Annotated in this window: 18 protein-coding genes; 10 read left to right on the top strand and 8 right to left on the bottom strand. The window is 48.1% G+C overall.

The window, feature by feature from the left end; translation table 11 throughout:
- Positions 1-23: 23 nt before the first annotated feature.
- On the bottom strand, positions 24-3,725 hold the full coding sequence (locus AC0J20_RS10180) for a ligand-binding sensor domain-containing diguanylate cyclase (RefSeq protein ID WP_473021578.1): 3,702 nt from the start codon (positions 3,723-3,725) through the stop codon (positions 24-26).
- Between the two features lie 283 nt (positions 3,726-4,008).
- Between AC0J20_RS10180 and AC0J20_RS10175 the strand changes: the two genes are divergently transcribed.
- The gene (locus tag AC0J20_RS10175; RefSeq protein WP_473021577.1) at positions 4,009-4,956 is read left to right on the top strand and encodes a bifunctional helix-turn-helix transcriptional regulator/GNAT family N-acetyltransferase; all 948 of its coding nucleotides are present in this window, start codon (positions 4,009-4,011) and stop codon (positions 4,954-4,956) included.
- A gap of 67 nt (positions 4,957-5,023) precedes the next feature.
- Here the strand turns inward: AC0J20_RS10175 and AC0J20_RS10170 are convergent, their stop codons facing one another.
- Positions 5,024-6,337, bottom strand: a complete 1,314-nt coding sequence (locus AC0J20_RS10170; protein WP_473021576.1) for a dihydroorotase — start codon at positions 6,335-6,337, stop codon at positions 5,024-5,026.
- Between the two features lie 116 nt (positions 6,338-6,453).
- Between AC0J20_RS10170 and folE2 the strand changes: the two genes are divergently transcribed.
- Positions 6,454-7,365 carry a GTP cyclohydrolase FolE2 gene (gene folE2 / locus AC0J20_RS10165; protein ID WP_473021575.1) on the top strand — a complete coding sequence of 304 codons (912 nt, stop codon included), beginning with the start codon at positions 6,454-6,456 and terminating at the stop codon, positions 7,363-7,365.
- Positions 7,366-7,405: 40 nt separating this feature from the next.
- Positions 7,406-7,837, top strand: a complete 432-nt coding sequence (locus AC0J20_RS10160; protein WP_473021574.1) for a TraR/DksA family transcriptional regulator — start codon at positions 7,406-7,408, stop codon at positions 7,835-7,837.
- Positions 7,838-7,879: 42 nt separating this feature from the next.
- Here AC0J20_RS10160 and AC0J20_RS10155 read toward each other — a convergent pair whose 3' ends face one another.
- Together AC0J20_RS10155 and AC0J20_RS10150 are read right to left on the bottom strand one after the other, a co-directional pair.
- Positions 7,880-8,584, bottom strand: coding sequence for a LytR/AlgR family response regulator transcription factor (locus tag AC0J20_RS10155; protein ID WP_229531110.1), 705 nt, complete (start codon positions 8,582-8,584; stop codon positions 7,880-7,882).
- A 3-nt stretch (positions 8,585-8,587) separates the two neighbouring features.
- Positions 8,588-10,309: a histidine kinase gene (locus tag AC0J20_RS10150; RefSeq protein WP_473021573.1), complete on the bottom strand. Its 1,722-nt coding sequence runs from the start codon at positions 10,307-10,309 to the stop codon at positions 8,588-8,590.
- A gap of 171 nt (positions 10,310-10,480) precedes the next feature.
- On the opposite strand from AC0J20_RS10150, the gene AC0J20_RS10145 reads away from it, so the two are divergent.
- The 3 genes from AC0J20_RS10145 to AC0J20_RS10135 all read left to right on the top strand — a co-directional run bounded on the left by AC0J20_RS10145 (position 10,481) and on the right by AC0J20_RS10135 (position 12,515).
- On the top strand, positions 10,481-11,719 hold the full coding sequence (locus AC0J20_RS10145) for a serine hydrolase domain-containing protein (protein ID WP_473021572.1): 1,239 nt from the start codon (positions 10,481-10,483) through the stop codon (positions 11,717-11,719).
- A gap of 257 nt (positions 11,720-11,976) precedes the next feature.
- Positions 11,977-12,219: a type II toxin-antitoxin system ParD family antitoxin gene (locus tag AC0J20_RS10140; RefSeq protein WP_229531107.1), complete on the top strand. Its 243-nt coding sequence runs from the start codon at positions 11,977-11,979 to the stop codon at positions 12,217-12,219.
- Entirely contained in the window at positions 12,216-12,515 is a 300-nt protein-coding gene (locus tag AC0J20_RS10135) for a type II toxin-antitoxin system RelE/ParE family toxin (protein ID WP_473021571.1), read from the top strand. The genes AC0J20_RS10140 and AC0J20_RS10135 overlap by 4 nt, the downstream gene beginning before the upstream one ends.
- 95 nt (positions 12,516-12,610) lie before the next feature.
- Here the strand turns inward: AC0J20_RS10135 and AC0J20_RS10130 are convergent, their stop codons facing one another.
- The 3 genes from AC0J20_RS10130 to AC0J20_RS10120 form a co-directional block, all read right to left on the bottom strand.
- The gene (locus AC0J20_RS10130; protein ID WP_473021570.1) at positions 12,611-14,050 is read right to left on the bottom strand and encodes an aldehyde dehydrogenase family protein; all 1,440 of its coding nucleotides are present in this window, start codon (positions 14,048-14,050) and stop codon (positions 12,611-12,613) included.
- 9 nt (positions 14,051-14,059) lie between these two features.
- Complete coding sequence (locus tag AC0J20_RS10125) at positions 14,060-15,700, bottom strand: acetolactate synthase large subunit (protein WP_473021569.1); 1,641 nt, start codon at positions 15,698-15,700, stop codon at positions 14,060-14,062.
- Between the two features lie 259 nt (positions 15,701-15,959).
- A complete protein-coding gene (locus AC0J20_RS10120; protein WP_473021568.1) occupies positions 15,960-17,984 on the bottom strand; it encodes a beta-propeller domain-containing protein in 2,025 nt (674 codons plus the stop codon).
- 193 nt (positions 17,985-18,177) lie between these two features.
- Between AC0J20_RS10120 and AC0J20_RS10115 the strand changes: the two genes are divergently transcribed.
- The 4 genes from AC0J20_RS10115 to AC0J20_RS10100 are packed head-to-tail and all read left to right on the top strand — an operon-like array spanning position 18,178 to position 21,465.
- Positions 18,178-19,128: a MipA/OmpV family protein gene (locus AC0J20_RS10115; RefSeq protein WP_229531102.1), complete on the top strand. Its 951-nt coding sequence runs from the start codon at positions 18,178-18,180 to the stop codon at positions 19,126-19,128.
- A gap of 40 nt (positions 19,129-19,168) precedes the next feature.
- Positions 19,169-19,507, top strand: coding sequence for a DUF3019 domain-containing protein (locus AC0J20_RS10110; protein ID WP_473021567.1), 339 nt, complete (start codon positions 19,169-19,171; stop codon positions 19,505-19,507).
- Between the two features lies 1 nt (position 19,508).
- Positions 19,509-20,213: a response regulator gene (locus tag AC0J20_RS10105; protein WP_473021566.1), complete on the top strand. Its 705-nt coding sequence runs from the start codon at positions 19,509-19,511 to the stop codon at positions 20,211-20,213.
- 22 nt (positions 20,214-20,235) lie between these two features.
- The gene (locus tag AC0J20_RS10100; RefSeq protein WP_473021565.1) at positions 20,236-21,465 is read left to right on the top strand and encodes an ATP-binding protein; all 1,230 of its coding nucleotides are present in this window, start codon (positions 20,236-20,238) and stop codon (positions 21,463-21,465) included.
- A gap of 72 nt (positions 21,466-21,537) precedes the next feature.
- Here AC0J20_RS10100 and AC0J20_RS10095 read toward each other — a convergent pair whose 3' ends face one another.
- On the bottom strand, positions 21,538-21,909 hold the full coding sequence (locus tag AC0J20_RS10095) for a hypothetical protein (RefSeq protein WP_473021564.1): 372 nt from the start codon (positions 21,907-21,909) through the stop codon (positions 21,538-21,540).
- Positions 21,910-22,058 lie beyond the last annotated feature (149 nt).

The raw sequence follows: 22,058 nt of genomic DNA, 5'->3' as shown, positions 1-22,058 counted from the left end.
CAGGGTGGCTTTTTTTATAAGCATTACTCCTGACTAAAATGCCACTCCAGCCCCTCGGGAAAAGAGGTGATACAACTGATACGTCCTTCGGAGCGCAACACATCAGGTTGTTTTAACACCTGCTCATAAATATCCGCCTCAATTAAAGACTGATTGGCGAAAATCGCTACCCAGGCATTTCGTCCATTGTTTTTGGCGGCATATAATGCCCGGTCAGCGATATTGAGGCATTTTTGCCAGTTGATTTTACTGAAATCCCCACTGACAAATGGCACAGTGACCAGGCCTATGGAACAGGATTTGTGCAATTCCAGCTCTTCGTCTATAACAAAGGTAAATTCCGCAACCCCCTTGCGTAATCGCTCCGCCAACTTCGCCAACTGCCCCTGTTCTTCGATTTGCGCCACCACCACAAACTCTTCACCGCCCAGCCTGACAACCCAGTCTGACTCGCGACACAGTTTATGCAGTAAGTCTACAAACTGAACCAACAACTGATCGCCGGCATCGTGGCCCCAGGTGTCGTTCACCGCTTTAAAATGGTCAATATCTATCAGCACAAAGCCCAGTTCAATCGGCGAATTATCCGCGCGGGCGCGTTTAATTCTGGCCATTTCCACCGGCATGATATTTTCCAAAAAGCGTCTGTTTTTGGCACCGGTAAGTTGGTCGGTTAAGCTGATGCGCTCAATTTCACTGAGTGCCGATTCCAGCTTGCTGTGAGATTCAGCATTGTCCAGTGCAATAGCAGCGTAGGAAGCCACCTTTTGCAATACATCCACATCACTTTGTGTATAGGCGTTTTGCCTGGGGCTCTGCAAACTTAAACATCCAATCACTTTGTCATGGATGATCAGAGGCAAATAAATAATGGATTCCATTGCGCCACCGAATTTTGGTGACTGAATTTCCCCCAGATAATCCAGCAACTCCAGACGATTTTGAGTAATCAATGGCCGTTGATTTACCACACACCACACGGCGGGGCGGTTCTGATCCGAAAGGGAATAGCTGATATTCTCACAGCGGGTATCGTTTTCTTTCAAAAACTGGACATTGATCTGCCGCTGTTCCTCATCCACAAACCCCATCAGAAATACATTGCTATCAATGAGCTTGGCAACATGGCGATACACGGCATTCATTACCTCTTCCAGATCCAGGGAAGAGGTGATGTCTTTGCCTATTTTACCCAACAGTTCAACATCGGCGGTACGGGATGCCACCAACTGATCCAGCGCCTTTTTCTGCTGATTTAACCTGGCAACACGATAGTTGTACACACTAAACAGCACACCCGACACCAGCAACACCCCCAGTAACCGGAACCACCAGGTTTGATACCAGGTGGGTTGTTGCAGAATAGCAACATTGAGCAGATGTTCACTCCAGATACCTTCTTTGTTAGTACCGCGCACCTGCAACTGATACTCGCCCGGCTGTAATCGGGAATAGGCTGCGCGGCGATTGCGGGCATCGGTACTGATCCAGTTACTGTCATAACCCTGCATTTTGTACTGGTACTGGATCTGCTCTGAACCGGCATAATCCAGCGCGGCAAACTCTATAAAGAAGCTCTCAGCCTCAGGCCCAATAACGAAGGGATTGGCCTCAGCCGGGGCTATTTCATCACTGTCTCTGGCCATGGAAGTGATCACTAACTTCGGTTCATACAACCACTTTTCGTACAGTTCAGGACGAACCAGCATGACACCCCGGGTGCCGCCAAACATCAATGTGCCATCGCGCAACTTATGATTACTGCCGATCCACATATTGCCGATATCCCAGCCAGAAGACTTATTGATGCGGGTCAGTGACCAGTCAGACGGATCAATAACACTGTTTTGTACCCACAAGCGCCCCTGTTCATCCTGCAGCAATGCATTGCCTAAACTGCGACCAGGCAATCCAACCTTGTCATTGATGGATTCAAACTCAGCAGGAACTTCGCCCAGATTGATTCCGGAAGGCTGCCAGGCCAGCAGGCGATCTAATCCCAGGCTATTGACCAAAAACAACTCATTTTCGGCGCTGATCACTATATCTGTAATAAAGTTATCTGCCAGCCCTTTGCCTTCCGGGCTGACAACGGGCACCACCTGCATGGTGCTTTTGTCTGCGATATATAACCCCTGGTTAGTTCCTATCCAGGCATAACCGTCATATACCGCCACGGTTTCGATGACCTTGTCAAAATTTGGATCACGGGTACTGGCATCGGTAAACCGCGCTAAGGTATCCGACTCGGCATCCAGCAGACTCAGCCCGGCGTCAGTGCCTACCCATAACCAGCGACTGTCTTCGGCAAACAAAGTTCGTACCGTGTTGTCAGCCAGGCCGGGTGTATCGACAAATTGCTTAAAGCCATCCTTTTCCGGTAAATAACGGAATACACCGTGATCCAGTGTCGCCACCCAGATAGTGCCGTCAGGCATTTGTTCAATACTAAAGACGTATCCACCTTTTAAGGCCAAAGGGTCACCGCTGTCAGGTCTGAACCCCCGGATAATACCGTGCTCCGGATGCATAATGTCGATGCCGTTAACAAACGAGCCAATCCAGATCTCACCATTGTCCAGCTCTTTAATGGCCCGCACATCCGGATGCGTAATGGTATTGGTTTTCAGATGGTTAGGGCGCAGTGTTCGAAAGGCTTTATTGGCAGGATTAAATCGATTTAAGCCGCCTCCCCAGGTGCCAATCCAGATAAGACCGGAATCGTCCTGCAAAAAGGCACTGATATCGTTCAGTGTTAAGGTATTCGGAATGCCTTCCTGACGCTTAATATGGCGTTTTACCTGCAGGGTTTGCGCATCAATAACCGCAACACCTGCTCCGGCCGTCGCCAACCAAACTTCATCTCCTATCTGGATGACTTCATCAATCCAGGGCGCATTCAGCTTATTGGGATCTTCGGCATCATAGGGAATAACCGTTACCGTCAGACTGCCCGGCTGCACCACCGCGGCCCCCTGATTGGTGGTTCCGACCCATATTTGCTTTAACTGATCCAGCGACAGATTAAAAACATTGTGTCCTGCAAACTCCTGAAGTTCGAGCCCTTGCCAGGCTTGTCCGGCATCCACAAAGGCCGGAATGGTGAGTCTGCAAAGGCCGTTAACGGTTCCCAGCCACAATGATTCACCTTCCCGAATCAGGGTATTGATGCGCTCTTTGGCCAGCACCTGATTACACCCGACTATCTGCATAATACCCAGGGAACGCCCATCTTTGGTAAAGATATTCACACCACCGCGGGTGCCTAAAAACACAAACTCGCCCATCGGTAATATGGCCCTGACATCGTTGTCCGCCAGGCTCAGGGGATCTTCATCATCGTGATAATAGGAGCTGAATTGATTACTGGCAGGATCGTAAATGGACAACCCGTCGGAATAAGTACCAACCCAAATTTTGCCGTCGATCTCAACCAGACTCTGAATGTATTTACCACTAATCGCATGAGGATTACCTGCTTGTGGCAGATATTGCCTGAATTGGTATCCGTCATAGCGCACCAGGCCATTTTGCGACCCCAGCCAGATAAAGCCACGTTCGTCCTGCAGCATAGTGGTGATCACATCCACCGACAGGTTTTCCAACTCTTCAAAGGATTCAAAGTACCATTCTCCCAACTCAAATATTTGGGAGCCGGATACCTGTCTGGAAAAAAGTCCCAGCCACACGATGATCAACGCACAGATGAGATTGTGAATAGCCATAGACAGCCGTTTGTTGCTTAATTAATTCTGATTTATTTCTATAGCCTACAACAAATTTACCGATCAGGAAATTGAACTCAATCCGGTTGCGACAAGGTTCACCCGATATCCTGTTCACTATCTGATTTTTTGTCCAAATTTGCAGATACGTTATTGTATTTTAACGACATTTCGCAGCGGATAGGAACAGCAAAGAAATTTAACTAAAAAAACATCTTGCCATTTACGTAAGCTATTACGTATTATTTTACGTAATGACTTACCTAAAACGACACGGCATGCGATGAAAACCATTGAAGAACTGGGTGAACTGTTTTTAGGCACGCGTTTAAAGCGCCTTAGTGACAGCCTGTATGATGAGGTGGATAAAGTGTATGACAGACACAACATCCAACTTAGCTCCCGGGTAACGGCAGTTATATTTCTGCTGTATCAAAATGGTGATGCCGCCATCATGGAAATCGCCGAAGCACTGGGGATCACCCATCCTGCGGTAAATCAAATGAGTAAAAAGCTAAACCAGCAAGGCTATGTGGATACCCGCCCTGATCCCGACGACGAGCGCCGACGGTTATTGTCATTAACCGAATCGGGACAAGCGTTGGTGCAGCTACTGATCCCCATCTGGGAAAACATGCAGTATTGCCTGGACGATATGCTCAAAGCCTCGGAACATCAACTTCTGCCAGCGGTGTTGAATCTGGAACATCAAAGCCAGCAACAGGCCTTGTCGGAACGCATTGTAGCCAGAGAGAAGCTCAAAACCGCTCACGAAGTAGAAATCATCACCTGGCAGCCAGAATATGCCGAAGACTTTAAACGACTCAATATTGAATGGCTGGAAAAGTACTTCTACGTAGAGGAATACGATAATGAAGTGCTGTCCAACCCCCAAAAGTACATCCTGGCGGACGGCGGCAATATTTACTTTGCTCGTTATCGCGGCGAAATTATTGGCACTGTGGCCTTAATGGTTTCACCCGATGGCCGGGTAGAGCTGACTAAAATGGCGGTAACAGAAAAGTATCAGGGTCTGAAAGTGGGCCGAAAACTAATGGAATTCGCCATCGAGCGATTTCGCAGTTTCGGCGGTAAGTTGCTGTTTTTAGAATCCAATAAACGTTTAACCCCTGCTGTTGCACTATACGAAAAAATGGGTTTTGTGCACAAACCCAGCCCGGCAGATTCTCACTACCAACGCGCCGATGTCTATATGGAGTTTGAGGGTTAGGTTGTGGCCTGGGTCAGGGAAGGGTTTCAGCGAACCTGACCCCATGCTATTTTTGAGTTTCTGACACCTATCTCTTCTCAGCCTGATAAACAATATTGCCATTCATCATGGTCAATATAGTTTGCCCATACAATGCTTCACCGATGAACGGCGAGTTCCTGGATTTGGAGGCAAAAAAGTCTTCTGTAACCACAAATTGATTTTCCAGATCAAATAAGCACAGATCCGCCAAAGATCCTTCCACCAAACGTCCACACTGAATATTAAACAAGGCCCCGGGCTTCATGCTCATCAGGTCAATACCATCGGCTAAAGATAAGCGACCGGTTTTGACAAAATGACTGTAGATCAACGGAAATGCGGTTTCCAGTCCGATAATGCCAAAGGGGGCTGACTCAATATGTTGCGCTTTTTCCTCCGGAGAATGAGGAGCATGATCAGTAGCAATAGCGTCAATGGTGCCATCCAGTAACGCTTGCTGACACGCCTTCATATCTGAACGGGAACGCAATGGCGGGTTCATTTTCCAGTTGGCGTTTAAGGTATTATCAGCCTTTAGCGGAATATCCTCGTCACACAACAATAAGTGGTGAGGAGATACCTCCACCGTTACCCTAATGCCCTTTTGCTTTGCAGCTCTTACCGCATCAATTGAGGCCTTAGTAGAAACGTGCAAAACGTGATAGTGAGCGCCAGTTTGTTCACTCAACAAACAGCCGCGCTCTACGTGCACTGACTCCGACGCAGGATCGATTCCCTTAACCTTGTATTTAGCGGCAATTTCCCCAGCATGGATACAGCCGCCATTAGACAGAGATTCATCTTCGGAATGATCCAACACAGGTAGGTTTAACTCAGCCGCTTTGGCTAAAGCCTCCTTAAACAAGGCTTCATCCTGAACCCCTTTGCCGTCATCCGTGATGGCTACGGCCCCGGCTTCTTTCAGGGCTGCAAAATCCGTCATTTGCTTGCCTGCCAGGCCTTTTGATAAGGAACCCGTTGGATGGACCTTACAGATATTCACCGCTTTGGAACGGTTGACCATAAGCGCAATCACATTCGGGTTATCCGCTGTTGGCGAAGTATTCGGCATAGAAATCACCTGGGTAAATCCCCCTTGTACTGCCGCCTTACTGCCTGATTCAATGTCCTCCTTATATTCCATACCCGGCTCTCTGAAATGCACCTGAGGGTCCACCAAACCTGGCGACAAAAACAGCCCAGAAGCATCAATAACAGGATCGAATTGGCCTGCGGGTATGTGCTCTGTAATCGACACAATTTTGTCGCCTTCCACGACAACATTAACAACAACCTCAACATCGCTGTTTCCTCCCAGTAAACGAGACAGGCTATAGGCATTTTTTATGAGGGTTTTCATGGTGATTAATTTACCTTTACTTTAGCCTTATGTGATAACATAACATTTTGATTAATTTCTTGATACGCAAAACGTCAATTCAGGCAGGAAAACAACCTGGAAGATTAAGGTCCAACATGCACAAAGATTCAAACCCGCTTCCCGATATCACCAACCAGGCTCCGCAAAACGCTCAGACCAACTCACCATTGCAATGGGTCGGCATGGAGAAAATTGGATTACCCATACAGTTGCAACTCAGCGACGAAACCCTTGTTTCTGTGAACACTTCAGCCGACTTATTTGTCAGCCTGGATACAGCATCTAAAGGCATTCATATGTCCAGACTGTATCTCAAATTACAGGAAATCTTAGCGAATGCAGCTGTCACTTTGGAAAGTCTGAACACCCTGTTAGACGCCATGCTGCAATCTCACATCGGGATCAGCCAGTCTGCGAAAGTCAGATTGGTATTTGAGATACCTTTGAGAAAAAAAGCGCTACTTAGCGAAAACTACGGTTATCAACTTTATCCGATAGAAATTACCCAACAAATTAACGATTCGGTTAGCGAAACCGAGCTGAATATAACGGTTCCTTACTCCAGTACTTGTCCTTGCTCTGCATCGCTGGCCAACCAACTCAATAGCGAAGCCTTCGCTCGCCAGTTTGGCGACGAAATACTCAGTAAAAATGAAGCGGTCAACTGGATAGCCAGCGCGGGTGCCGTAATGGCTACCCCACACAATCAACGCTCCTATGCGTATCTGAAGTTGCAACTTGCCCAAGGGCACTGGTTAAAACTGGATGAATTTATTCAGTCTGTGGAACAGGCAATTGGCACACCGGTACAAACAGCAGTAAAACGGGAAGATGAACAAGAGTTTGCCAGGCTCAATGGCGCCAATTTAATGTTCTGTGAAGATGCTGGGCGACGGATGAAACGCTTTATGGAAGCACAGGAAAATTTGGCCGATTACTGGTTTAAAGTGGAGCACCAGGAAAGTCTACACGCCCACAACGCGGTGGTGATACATCAGAAAGACTGAGCCTGTTCTTTTTTGCCCCCATTCTGAAATGAGAATAACTATGCCAAATCGCAAACCTAAGACGCTATCAGCGGTTGAACAAAAACTGGTTGAAGCCCCTGAATCAGAGTATATGAATGCTCAGCAACTGGAGTTTTTCAGGCAACGACTGATTGCGTTGCACGATTCCACCCGCGCCCGAATTCAGGAGGCCAAAGACGAGATGCTGAGTCCCCCTGATTTGAGTGACGAAAGCGACCGCGCTTCCTGGGAAGAACAATGCGCCCTGACCATGCGTATTGTGGATCGCGAACAAAAACTCTTGCCTAAAATTCAGCAAGCCCTGGAGCGAATTCGAACCGGCAGTTATGGATACTGTATGGAAACCGGCGAGCCCATTGGCATTCCCCGCCTGTTGGTGCGCCCCACCGCTGAATATTGCGCCGATGTAAAATTGTTCCAGGAGATGAAAGAACATATTTATCGCAGTTAAATAAAAACCAAATGGTTTTAACAACGCTGACTGCCTGGTCGGTCACCTCTCACCCGTTATGGCGTCTCTGAGCGTATTCACCCGTGTTCGACCCACGGGCAGGCTGCTGCCGTTTTTTAAATGCAGTGTATATTTAGAGCCACTATCGGCCTTTAATGAGGCGATGTCGTTGAGGTTGACAACATAGGAGCGATGAATGCGCATAAAGTTTACGGGCAGTATCTGCATCAGTCCTTCCAGGTTCTTTTCATGCAATACTTCATGTCCTTCTCTGGTGCAGATTTCACTGTAGTGGCCTGCTGCCTTCACAAAGGCAATATCCTCAACGGCAATCATTTTGAGTTCATTGCGTTGCTGGTAAGTCAGGTATTTACAATGACTTTGATGCTGGCGATTTAACAGGCGTTGGATGGCGGCTTCAACCCGCTCCTGTACAAAAGGCTTGGCCACAAAATCCAATACCCCATATTCAAATGCCTCCAGCGCGCGATCTGAGTTGGCAGAAACCACAATAGTCTGAAAGCTCTTGCTGAGCTGTTGTTTGAGTAGATCAAAGCCATCCAGACCATTGAGGTTGAGATCCAGCAACAAGCCATCAATACTGTTTTGCGCCAGGTAATCTGCAGCGTCATCCAATGTGTTAAAACAGTTTATCTGATAACTTGTACCTTCCAGCGATTGCCTGACAAAACGCTCCAGTCGTTTCGCCACCATAAACTCGTCTTCCACTATCACTAATTTTAACAAGACCTATTCCTCTTTTTCGCAACTCAGCGGATAGCACAACCTGGTGAGACAGAGGCCGTCTGATTCCGACACCGCATAATGCCATTCATCTGCAAATGCTTCCCGCATCCGGGCATGAATGTATTTGGTGCCGGTGCCGGTTCGCATCGCCGTCGCTGCTGATTCATGGCAGTGACGGTTAAGTGGTGACTGAAAAATCAATGCTACCTGATTGTCCTGTATGCTCTGACGCAGTGAAAACATCACCTCTTCTCTGCCGGACGGATTGTGAGAAATGGCATTTTCTACCATGGTTAACAATACCCCAGGTGGGATCAGAACACGTCCGTCCACCAGCTCAGCGTCCAAACTAAACCGACTATCATTTCGGAATCCCATAATGCGCATATGATTTTCACAGATGCTAATCTCTTCATGAACCGTTATCAGTGGTTGTGCCGACACCTTGGAGACCATTCGGAATTCATTGGCCAGCGCCTGAATAAACTCAGTAGCTGTTTTGGGGGATTGCTCTATCCATTCTTCAATAGCGGTCAGGGTGTTCAGAATAAAATGCGGTTGGATATTGCGCTTTACCAGCTCCAGCTCTAACCGCGCCTGCGATAGCTGACTCTCTGCTAATCTGAGCTGGTGCTGTTTAAGTTGCTGTGCCTGGATCACCAGAATAAACAAAAGCAACACAAAGGAAGAGACAAAAAAATAACGATCAGTAAAATCCAGCAACCCCAAAGATACCGGTAGTAAAAAAAGCCCCAGACACACCAACAGCAATCTGGCATAGGGTTTTCGCCGGTAAACCGCGATAGCCGCAGTAACAACAGACAACACTGAGCCTGCGAGGATCAACACCAGACTTTGCACATCAAAACTGTTACTTAGCAGCAATACCAGACCGCTGACCACAGCAAACAAGGCCGTGATTCGGTGTCTGTAAATCGCCGACGAATTTAAAAAGTGCTGAGTGTAAAGCAGCAGACTCAGAGCAGCGATAAAACTCAAGCCGTTCACCAGCCACAATCGATACTCATGCCAGTGGTACAGATAACCCACCAAACCGCGCCAGGATTCCACCAGCATTAATGCGAACAAACTGAGGGAAAATAGCCCGCTGTAAAGCAGATAAATCGGAGCCGCCTTGTTGAAAAAGAAAGAATAAAATAAATACAAAGCTATCAGTAAAGTAGCGCCTGACATCACCAGCGGTGTAATAGCGCGTTTCACACCAATCGTCAGTAAAAAATCATAATCACCGAGAAATGACCACAGAAAGGACTCTTCATCCGGACTCGATAATCTTGCAGAAGAAACCCGAAGTTCTATCCGATGCTCTCCCACGCTGACATACTCGGGAGGCAGCAACAGCAAATAATCGATGTGCCCAGGTATTTCGGCCCGGTTATCAAGCGCAGGCTGACCATTTTGCCCGACGATAGCGCCATCCCAACTTACTTCATACGCGCCCAACAAACTAACAAACAGCCCTGCGGGTTGCTCAAAAGGCATATCAATCTGATATTTTAGGCGCAGCAGGTACCGGGGTTCGCTAATGGGAATTCGTTGACCAAATTCCACCGTTGTCCAGCCTGTAGAAGGGGCTTGCCCGCCAATCAGCTTGCTGGCAGGTAAATACTGAATTTCGCTGGGTGCGATTATATTTTCAGCAAAGGCCATAGTGCTGACAAAGCACCATAGCAAACACCCTATTATCCCGGCCCGTCGGCTCACTGAAGATTTCCTGAAAATTCCTGATAGCCAAATAATATCAATTTGCGGCCTACTTTACAGAGCAGTTCGTGCACTCTGTGAGCAGTTCATGAATTAACCCTCCAGATCATCCACGGATTCGGCTAATTTGCCTGAATGAAACGGTTCTTTCTCAGACGAGGTCATTAAACAATGAAGATTTTCACAAAAATTATTGCGATCCTGCTGCCACCTTTGTTGTGGGGAGCCTGGGTATTCTTGGCCGCATTTGATGGTGCCTGGCTGCAACCAGTTGCGCACAATCAACCTGAATTTCAGACATATGTCAGCAACACCCTGAAAAATCAGCTAAAAGGCAATGGCGCAGTACTGTTGCTTAAAAACGGGAAAATTGACTTTCAGTATTTTCAGACAGCGCAGGCACATCAAACCGACGGTTCAGAAATTAACGGCGATACCGTTTTTCCGGTGGCGTCCATGAGCAAATTATTTGCAGCATTGGCGGTACACAAACTGGCGGCACAAGGGACTTTTTCCCTGTCAGATCCGGTACATCAACACCTGAAAAGCTGGCAGTTGCCTGCAAGTGAATTTAACAATGACAAGGTCACCATCTCCATGTTACTCAGCCATACTGGCGGATTAACTGACGGTCTTGGCTTTGGTGACTACCGTGGAGATGAGGCCCTACCCGATGTTGTTGCAAGCCTGAACAATCCCAGAGCCTCAAATGGCAAAAAAGTGATCCAGGTAGGTATGCCCCCCGGCGATACGTTCGCTTATTCTGGGGGAGGCTATCTGATCTTAGAATTATTGGTTGAAGACATAACCGGACAACCTTTTGAACAATGGGTGTCGGCCAATATCCTTCGCCCGGCCGGTATGAACAACAGCGGTTATGGTTACCTTGCAGAGCAAGACAACAATTCTGGCTCATACGATAACCATGGTCAGCCTGTTGAGGTATTTAAATACGCCTCTTCTGCAGCTACCGCGTTCAATGCATCCGCCTACGATCTTGCTGCCATGGTGAAACAACTGCAATCGAACGAGCAACTAACCAGTGCCTTACAACAGCCTATGGGATTTGTGTTTGGCGAATCTATCTGGGGACCAGGCGCCATGCATTATGTGCCGGTGGGAGAAGGTGGATATGTTTATGGTCACGATGGCAGTAATGATCCCGCCATTAATAGCAGCTTGCGCATTAATCCGGTTACCGGTGATGCTTTTATCGCCCTGGTCACCGGCCATAGCGTTTTAGCATCAGAACTGGGATATGAGTGGACTTTATGGCAAACCGGCAAGCCGGACTTCATTATGACTGACAGAGCCATCGCCAGTGCCCAGATGCCTTTTATTATCGGACTGGGTATCTGGATTGCGTTAATCGTTGTGTATTTCGTAAGAGGAAGATTTGGTAAAAACTAATGCCTTTTACATGAGCTTTTATCGGTGAGCTTTTATCGGGACATCCATGTTAAATTTTTCAAGTTAGTCTGGGGGCCTACGTAATCTCTTTTGCCCCACCCCAACAATTCGCTGAAAACAGTTAGCCAGAATGTACCAACCGTTTTCAACGGCTCTGAACACTTCAACAACATTGAATTCATGCGCTTGGCCTGGGCTCTTGACTTACCCTGCAGCGATACCATAATTAGGTATATATTGGTACTTGGGGAATCTTTATGGCTAAAAATACCAGCATCACTCTTGGTGACCATTTTGATAGTTTTATTGCTAATCAAATTCAAAGTGGTCGATATGGCTCAGCGAGTGAGGTCATTCGCTCGGCTCTTCGCTTACTCGAGACACAGGAAACCAAATTAAACACTCTACGGCAATTACTTGTAGCTGGTGAGGAAAGCGGTGTAAGTGATTACGACCTTGATGATTTGATAACAGAATTAGACGGTGAATTAAAAGAGTGAAGCCTTTTAAATTAACGGTGAGCGCTAAAGCCGATTTAAAAGATATCGCTTTGTTTACACAGCGAAAATGGGGCAAAGAGCAGCGTAACCTGTATTTAAAACAATTCGATGAATCCTTTTGGATGTTGTCGGAAAACCCTGTCCTCGGTAGGCGCTGTGACGAGATAAGAGATGGCTATAGAAAGTTTCCCCAAGGTAGTCACGTAATTTTTTACCAACAAACGGATAGCCAGGAAATCCTGATTATTCGTATTTTGCATAAGAATATGGATGTTAATCCTATTCGCTTTGGATAAGCAAAGGTCAGATTCGCTAAAAACAGTTAGCCATCGTATGCCAACTGTTTTCAACGACTCTCCCCCTTGAACGCTACCCCCATGAACGTCAAGGCTTACTGGGGGGTTCTGATCACCATCAGGCGTAACTCGGTCATGTCTTCCATGGCGAATTTTACGCCTTCGCGACCCAGTCCGGATTCTTTCACACCGCCATAAGGCATGTTGTCTACCCGCCAACTGGGCACGTCTCCGATCACTACGCCGCCCACATCCAGGGTGTCCCAGGCTTTGTGAGCTTTGTACAGGTCGCGAGTGAAAATGCCGGCCTGCAAGCCAAACTGACTGTTGTTCACTTCTTCCAATGCAGCGTCAAAATCATCAAACGAGCTGATGATAGACACAGGACCAAAGGCTTCTTCTGCGTTGATATTGCTATTTGAAGGAGCACCTTCGATAACAGTAGCCTGCAACATAGCCCCATCGCGACTACCACCGCACAACACTTTGGCTCCGGCCTCGCGGGCTTCGTTGATCCAGCTTTCAAGGCGTTTGGCTTCTGATTCAGAAATCATGGGGCCGATAAAGGTGTCCTCATTGAGGGGATCACCATGCACCAGGTTGCGCACCTTTTCTACATAACGGGTTTTGAATTCCTCATATAAGGAGCTGTGCACAATCACCCGCTGTACACTGATGCAACTCTGGCCAGACTGATAATAGGCGCCAAAGATAATGCGCTCAATGGCGTCATCCAGGTCGGCATCTTCATCCACCACACAAGCGGCATTACCGCCCAGCTCCAGTACCACGGGTTTTTTACCGGATTTCGCTTTTAAATCCCAACCCACACCGGGAGAACCGGTAAAGCTGAGCAACTTAAAGCGATCATCGGTAGTAAACAGGTCTGCACCATCACGACTGCAGGGTAAAATCGAAAACGCGCCTTCAGGTAAATCCGTTTCTGCCAGAATTTCGCCAATAATTATGGCTCCGATTGGGGTGCGACTGGCTGGCTTTAATACAAACGGACAACCCACCGCGATAGCCGGTGCCACCTTATGGGCAGTCAGATTTAACGGAAAGTTAAAGGGCGAAATAAAGGAACAGGGGCCAATAGGCACAGGTTTATACATGCCCTGATAGCCTTTCGCTCTGGGGGTAATCTCCAGATTCATTACATGTCCTTCCATTCGCACCGCTTCTTCGGCTGCGATGCGGAAGGTGTCTATCAAACGGGTAACTTCGCCTCTGGCGTCTTTGATGGGCTTACCGGCTTCGATACAGAGTGCATAAGCCAACTCTTCAAAGCGCTCCTGGAAGCGTTTAACACAATGGTTCAGTATGTCCTGACGCTCATAAGGCGTCATTTTGCGCAGTGCTTTTTGACTGGCGTCAGCGGCGGCAATGGCCTTGTCGATAACACTGGCATCGGCCATGGCCACGTGTGTGGCGGCCTCACCGGTGTATTTGTTAGTCACCACCAGGTCTTTATTGGCGTAAACGGCCTTGTTGGCAAGATAATAGGGGTAGTGCTCTGCTAATGCCTGACTCATGAAACCTCCTTAAATTTTGCTGCTCAGTTCTTTGATGGTTTTATTTAACGTCTGGTCATTCAGGCTGTAATCAACCGGTACATCAATTAAATGCACGGCCGGCTCTTCCAGACAGTGTTTCAGTTGCGGCAACAACTCTGCCGCTGATTCCACGCGCCAGCCCTTACCACCATAGCTCTCCACGTATTTCACAAAATCCGGATTGCCGTAATCCAGACCAAAATTTTCAAATTCCATATGGGCCTGCTTCCATTTGATCATGCCGTAGGCGTCATCCCGCAGGATCAGCACCACGATATGCAGGTTCAGTCGCACCGCCGTTTCCAGTTCCTGCGAGTTCATCATAAAGCCGCCGTCACCACAGACGGTGATCACCGGTCTGTCCGGATGTACCATTTTTGCCGCCATCGCGGAAGGTAAACCGGCTCCCATGGTGGCCAACGCGTTATCTAACAACAGGGTATTGGGAAAGGCCGCCGGATAATTGCGGGCAAACCAGATTTTGTACACCCCATTGTCCAATGTCACTATGCCATTTTTGGGCATGGCTTCACGCACATCCCGCACAAAACGCTCGGGTAAAATCGGGAAACGGTCGTCATTTTCCGATTCACTGCGGTGCACCACATAGGCGTTGTGTACCTTGCGGAAAAAGCTGAAATCCCAGGAGTCCTGCTTGTTGATCTGTTCTTTGATCTGCCAGATGCTGTTGGCTATATCGCCGGTGACTTCCAGTTGCGGGAAGTACACAGGATCTACCGACGCACCGGCAAAGTTGACATGGATCACCTTACTGCCGCCCGGCTTCATAAAAAACGGTGGTTTTTCCACGACATCGTGGCCCACATTAATGATCAGATCAGCGGCATTAATGGCTCTGTGCACAAAGTCACCGTCAGATAACGCGGTGTTACCCAAAAACAGAGGACCATGTTCATCCAAAACACCTTTACCCATTTGTGTGGTGATATAGGGAATACCGGTTTTGTCCACGAATTCGGTGAGCATCTTACTGGTGAGTTTACGATTAGCTCCCGCACCAATCAGTAACACCGGAGATTTGGCCGCTTCAATCATCTCTACGGCACGATTGATGGCCTTGTATTCAGCGATAGGCCGACGGGCCACACTGGCACTGATCAGGGGTTGCAGGGTGATTTCTGCAGCAATATCTTCCGGCAATTCAATATGCACGGCTCCGGGACGTTCTTCGTGAGCCAGACGGAAAGCTTCGCGCACTACCGATGGAATACGGTCGCCACTGACCACCTGAGTGGTATATTTGGTAATGGGGCGCATCATGTCCACTACGTCTATCACCTGAAAGCGCCCTTGTTTGCTGGTTTTTATCGGCTTTTGCCCGGTGATCACCAGCATCGGCATTGCACCCAGTTGAGCGTAAGCGGCGGGAGTCACCAGGTTAGTGGCGCCCGGCCCCAGGGTTGATAAACAGACACCCACTTTTCCGGTTAAGCGACCGTAGGTAGCCGCCATAAAGCCAGCCCCTTGTTCGTGTCGGGTCAGGATCAGTTTGATTGATGAGTCACGCAGCGATTCCAGCAAATCCAGGTTTTCTTCTCCTGGAATCCCAAAGATATATTCCACGCCCTCGGCTTCAAGGGCTTTCACAAACAAGTCAGATGCTTTCATGTATTCTCCAAAATACTGTTTCAACGTGAGAAACCAACTTTCGCACTTGAGTATAGTAGTTTGGAGACTAAGCTGTGGGTTTTAAAGTGATTAAAATGAATGAAACTATTCGTTTTTTTCGATGAATTGAGCAACACCGGCCTGGCGCACTAAAGACATCACTTCCGTGTGTCGTCTATACCCTAGGTAATCGAGCATTATTATATAGTTATGTTACAAGAACATAACGGTGCAATCATAACCACATTTTGGCAAAAGGTTAATAGGGACCTGTCACTTCAGCCGAATCAACCCAGAGACTGTGCCATACCTGGTTACCATGCACGTAGAAAACGTTTTCTCCGTGGATCACGCTGCGGTCTTCGCCACTCCAGACATAGGCTTCGGGGTCATTTTCCACCGTCATGCGATTAACCACCTGCATGTCGCCGGCGCCACTATTCGCATTTACATCCAGCATGAGCAGGCTATTGTGCGGCATCCAGATGGTAGTGGTTTCTGCTTCGTCTCCACTCCCCGTATCACCCTCCACTTCGGTCTCCAGCCAGGCTTCCAGTGGCATCGCAAACTGATACTGACTGCCGGTTTGCAGCACAGATAGTGCTTTGTAATCATATTCCACCGGGGTGTAGGTATCCTCAAATGACACACTGGACAACTCCGTTGGATTCGCCGGATCACTGACATCAAACAGACTAACTTTAACACCAGTGGTTACCGGGATTGTTCTGGGAGTTTCACCTGTGCCGGGAAGATCCATTTCTTCAACGTCCTGTCCTACGCCCAGCAAATAGCCATTATCCAATGGGTGTAAGTAAGAGGAAAATCCGGGGACTTCCAGGGCACCCGCCACAAAAGGTGCAGTAGGTGACGATAAATCAATGACATAGAGCGGGTCGATACGCTCAAACGTTACAATATAAGCCCTGTCCTGAATAAACCTGACTGCATAAATATCCTCGTTGGGTTTGCCTATGGCTTCCGGTTGCTCATCATTGGGTAATTGCGCCACTAATTGCAACGCATCTGCATCTTGTTGCAAGACACTGAGTTGATGCACAGGCCCTTCGTCAGTCCACTGACTGGTAACAATGCGAAAGTAACCGTCCGCCTCACTCATACGCAATTGCGGTGTACCATCTCGTCCCCATAAATAGCCGGAAACTTCACCGGATGCGGCATAACTAAATTGCTCAGCCACATCAATTTTATGCAGCGCCATACCATCATCAAGGTGTGCCGCGAGATACAGACTTTCAGTAGACATATAGCTGATATCTGCATAGGTACTCATACAGATAGACTGCACATCCTGACTCTGATTAACGTTGATGCGGGTTACCGTAATCAGGTTAGCGTAGCCATCTGCTTCTGTGGCCTGCTCAGGAATGTAGCAGTCCTCAGGGGCGTTCATTTCGCTGGCCACTCCGTTAACTCTGATGTCTGGCATGAGATCCGTCATCGCCACGGATTGCAGGTATTGGTAATTGGCAATGCGCTGGGCATCATCTTCCGGATAGGGGTGCGGCAGCTCCACATAGGGATTGTAAGCGGTAACCAGATAAACATATTGGCCTATTCTGCGACTGGCCACCAGCCAACCATCCACGGATATCTCATTTATTTCGCTGGCTTCTGCCGGGGTGCTAACATCAAAAAAGTTAACTTCGACGCTGTTGCGCCAGCCGCCGTGTGGCGCAAACAAACTGGTAGTGGCAATGTCCATCAACGTCATAAAAGGATAGCCACTGGATACCACTGACAAATTGTCCTGGTACAGATACATGCCGTTGATATTGGCATTGTCCGATTCCACGGCAATGTCATTTACCTGGCTCATACTAAAATCTGCGTTGCGTTGCATTACCCTGACACCAGGTGAAGACATTTGGGTGCCGTTCCAGACAGGCTGAGTGGCGATAAACAGAAAATCCCCATTGTATTCGATGCGATCCGCTTCATCGACTCCCGCTTCCGCAGTATTCGTCTGTGAAAAACTTCTGTCACCGGACCCTTCACCAAACTCCAGAGTCGGTACAGAGGGAGGATTATCTGTGGAGTCTACGCCGTTGCCGGCAGAACGGCTGTAAATCCCATTTTTAAGGTAGCGTTCAAATGAAGCAGCACTCGATTGCACCAATTTTCCCGGGATTGCCTGAGCACTGTTAATCTCGGGCACGGTCGGGACAGGGGGTTCAGGTTCTGGCGTGGCCACCGGATCACTGCCGCCACAAGCACTTAGCAAAGATAACGAAACCCACAACGCCAAACTATGTCTCATCATACCGAACTCCCCAATTAGTGGTTCAGAGGTTAAAAATAAGTCAATTTCTGTTTGCTTATACTATGCCTGTCGCTGAACTAAATCCGTTCAAAAATCTTAAGAATTGTGTTTAATTGTAATCGCCTGATGTGGCCTTGTCAGACCTTTGATAAACTGACACCCGAAGTGATTGATTTTACGTTGAATGAGATATATGCCAAACGGCTTGCTAACTAAAAATACGCCAATAAAGATGTTAACTGCATTACTGCTGTTAGCCTTTTCAGTGTGCGTTACAGCAAGTGATCCCCAACAAAACGAGACCGAAACGTCCTGCAACGCGTCCTATTGTATGGCACAAGGAGAATGGCATCTGGCGGTTGGTCTTGGTCTGGGTGTACGCACCAACCCCTTGTACCTCAGTGATAACACACCCTTAGTGATCATTCCCGATATTGCCTGGTACGGAGAGAACTGGTATCTGGACAATACCGAGGTGGGTTACCAGTGGATTCAAAAGCCCCATTTCGCCATGGAAACCTACCTCACGCTAAACAGTGCCTATGGCGATTTTAAGCGCAGTCATATCAGCAACTTTATTCTGGACGGCGTGAACATCAGCAACAGTGTCGACAGCACCACCACGCCAGGTTTAGCCCCGGACAATGGCATGGAATCCATTAACGACAGAACCTCTCTGGTGACCCAGTTATCCCCTGCTGATGTCGCTGACAGAGACCTGGCCGTTGATGCCGGTGTTCGTCTGCACTGGTATTCCGAATTTAGTGAATGGACCCTAAGCGCAGCTCACGATATCAGCAGCGTATATCAGGGCGCACAGCTCAACGCCCAATACCGTCGCTACTGGCAAACCGGCGACTGGAAAATCATAGGTAAAATTGGGTTAACATGGAAAAGTGCAGATCTGTTGGATTATTATTACGGAATTAACGAACGAGATATTGAAGATGTCTCACTGCACTACTCGGCAGGCTCTGGCTGGTTTCCGCAGATAGGTGTATCAGCCAACAAGAAAATTAATGCGCAATGGCAGTGGTTATTGCATGCCAGTTATAACCACTTACCTTCCGCCATGACCGATAGTCCGCTGGTAGATAAAAAATATACAATAACAACATTTGCAGGGGTTACCTATAAGTTCTAGGAACTGGCTGTTAAAGCCAGTATTAATTTGGTGGGGAGTCATGAGTTTGCCGGTTCAGGCCTCATCAACTGAGTGGCAGATAGCACCCTCGACTTGTTTTACTGACAAGCCGGGCGAGCTTTGTCGTCTTCAAATTAAGGTCACCCTGCCAGCCCGACTCGCCAATTCACAACGGGAAATATGCTTTTTTTTAAACAAAAAGCTGCTGCAATGCCTGCGCAGTCAAAGCGCAGAGTTACAGTTACCGATCACCTTAGCTGACAATGCAGATTTACACATCACAGTAGATGGCACCCGACAATTTGACAAAAAATTACTGATCCAAAGCCTGGTGCCCAACAACAGACGTCGAGTCAGAAGTCCCTGGAGTTTTTTTTGATATGAACAAAGCCATACTGGTTGAAGATGACGAAAAGTTACGCAAACTCACTCAAGAGTTTTTGAACAATAATGGTATACAGACGCTGGCGCTGGAAAACGGCAATGAATTGCACAAACAAATTGCCATTTTTGAGCCCGACCTGGTTATTCTGGACATTATGCTACCGGGCAAGGACGGACTGACACTGTGCCGCGAAATTCGCGGCAGTTACAGCGGCCCGATATTATTTATGACCGCAAAGGGCGACAACTTTGACCAGGTCATTGGGCTGGAGATTGGCGCCGATGATTACATAGTTAAGCCGGTAGAGCCAAGGCTCCTGCTGGCGCGCATTCACGCCTTGCTGCGACGCATAGGGCAAACCACAGAGTCGGTCACTACGCAGCACAGCAATATGCTGCAATTTGGCAAGCTGCTCATTGACAAAAAATCTCGGCAAACCATCCTGAACGAAGAAGTTATCCAGCTCACCAGCCATGAGTTTGACATGCTGTGGTTATTGGCCTGCAATGCCTCTAACGTGGTTGACAGGGATACCTTGTACAAAGAAATCATTGGCCGGGAATACGACGGTGTAGACCGCTCCGCCGATGTGCGCATTTCCAGATTGCGCAAAAAGCTCAAAGATGATGCCAAAGCCCCGTTTCGCATTAAAACCATCTGGGGCAAAGGCTTTTTCTTTGTGTCAGATGCCTGGGATTAGGTCTTAAAAAGCGGCGCATCTGGTGTTAAAGATCTTTATCAGCTTTTATCTGTTTATTGTGATTGCTCTGGTGGGCCTGTCATCGCTGCTTGATAACCTGATATTTAAAACCGAACCCGAAAATCGGCACCTTGAAAATCTGGCCCAGGTGCTGATTTACGTCAAAAATGAAGATGATATCCGGCAGTTGAACCTGGCTTCTGCGTTGCAGACCAGCAAGATCCCCAAACAACAACTGGCCTTAGCGGACAGCCAGCAACGGCTGTTTGAACAGCAAGGGTATATTTTGTCATACGGTGTAGAAGACACCCCCTTTATCTACACCGAACTGGACCCGCTGCACTACTTACAAATCAAAGTTGCCCATACTGAGCGGTCGCCTAACCAAATCCTCTGGTATCGCATTATATTCTTTACCCTGCTGGCGATGCTGGTCGCTCTGTGGACCTGGCCTCTGTGGCGCGACATAAAAAAACTGGAAAAAGCAGCCCGTTCAGTGCAGCCCGATGGCGCAATTGAAAACACGGACCTGGGTGCATCTTCCTCTCTGAATGTCATATCAGAGGCCATGGCGAGTTTGAGTCAGCAAGTGCGCAGTTTGCTCAACAATCAGCGGGAGCTCACCAGTGCAGTGGCCCACGAATTCAGAACCCCGCTGGCCAGGTTAAAATTTGCTATGGCGTCACAACCGGATACACAACAAAAGCGGGAAATGGAAGAAGACCTCAACGAACTGGGCAGGTTAACTCAGGAAATGCTGGAATTTTCTCAGTCTGAGCATCACACCCCCGAGTTATCGGTGGCCGAGATCCCTATCCATGAAATGCTGCAATCGTTGTTGAACGCCCTGCCGCCCCACCACATAGAACGACTACAGATAGAAAATCACTGCCAGCCGCTGCTGTTAAACGCCGATGGTCATTTTGTGGAGCGCGCGGTACTAAACCTGCTGAATAACGCCGTAAAATACGCCCGACAGCAGGTACAGGTCAGCGCCATGCAAAGTGCCTCAGACATTCTGCTGATGGTTGAAGACGACGGACCTGGCATTCCCGCGGATCTGCGGGAAAAAATCTTTGATGCCTTTTACCGGCCTGATAAAAGCCGCACAAGGGACAAAGGCGGCGCCGGACTGGGACTGGCTACGGTGAAAAGAATTCAGCAATGGCACCATGGTAAAGTCTGGGTGGAAGACAGCCACCTGGGCGGCGCAAAGTTTGTGCTCAGTTACCCGACTAACAGTCAAATCTAGAAGCTGGTAAGCGTTATTGCATGAGTTTTGTTGTGTTTGCTGGGCATGAATCGCGGCACAGTCCGAGTGAACCTAGCTGTTTTTGGCCGGAAAAAGCACCCGGCTACTGGCAAATTCTGCACACACCACACGCAACGTCTCCCCATACACATAGGGGTTTTTGTCATCGCCTTTGCAATAATCGTCACTGAACTTAATCATGCGTGCTTTGTTTGTGGTTAATTCGTTAAGGTACTTTTGTTGCGGCTCACTGAGTTTCGCTACGTGCGGCTGAAGATTGGAGCGCAACTCAGATAACTGCTCGCGCTCGGTGTAATCGGACGCATACACAAACCAGCTGGCAACTTCTTCCTGCACATCTTGCAGCAGATATTGCGCAAAGGATGTTTGCAACACAGCAAACAAAAATGCGATCTCGATAAATATGATAAATCCACGTTTCATTGCGTTAAATCAAAGCCTGACTTCATTTTAAATTTTACTCTATATCGGAACTGACGCCACCGTTGATGAGTATGATTTTTGATAATCAATTCTCAATTATTGCCACCGGCAAAAAAAAGCGCCAACGGACATCAAACCGGGAGAATCCA

The organism is Planctobacterium sp. R6 (assembly GCF_055755215.1).
Note: the sequence above shows the minus strand (reverse complement) of the source record. Positions and strands in the feature narration are given on the sequence as shown.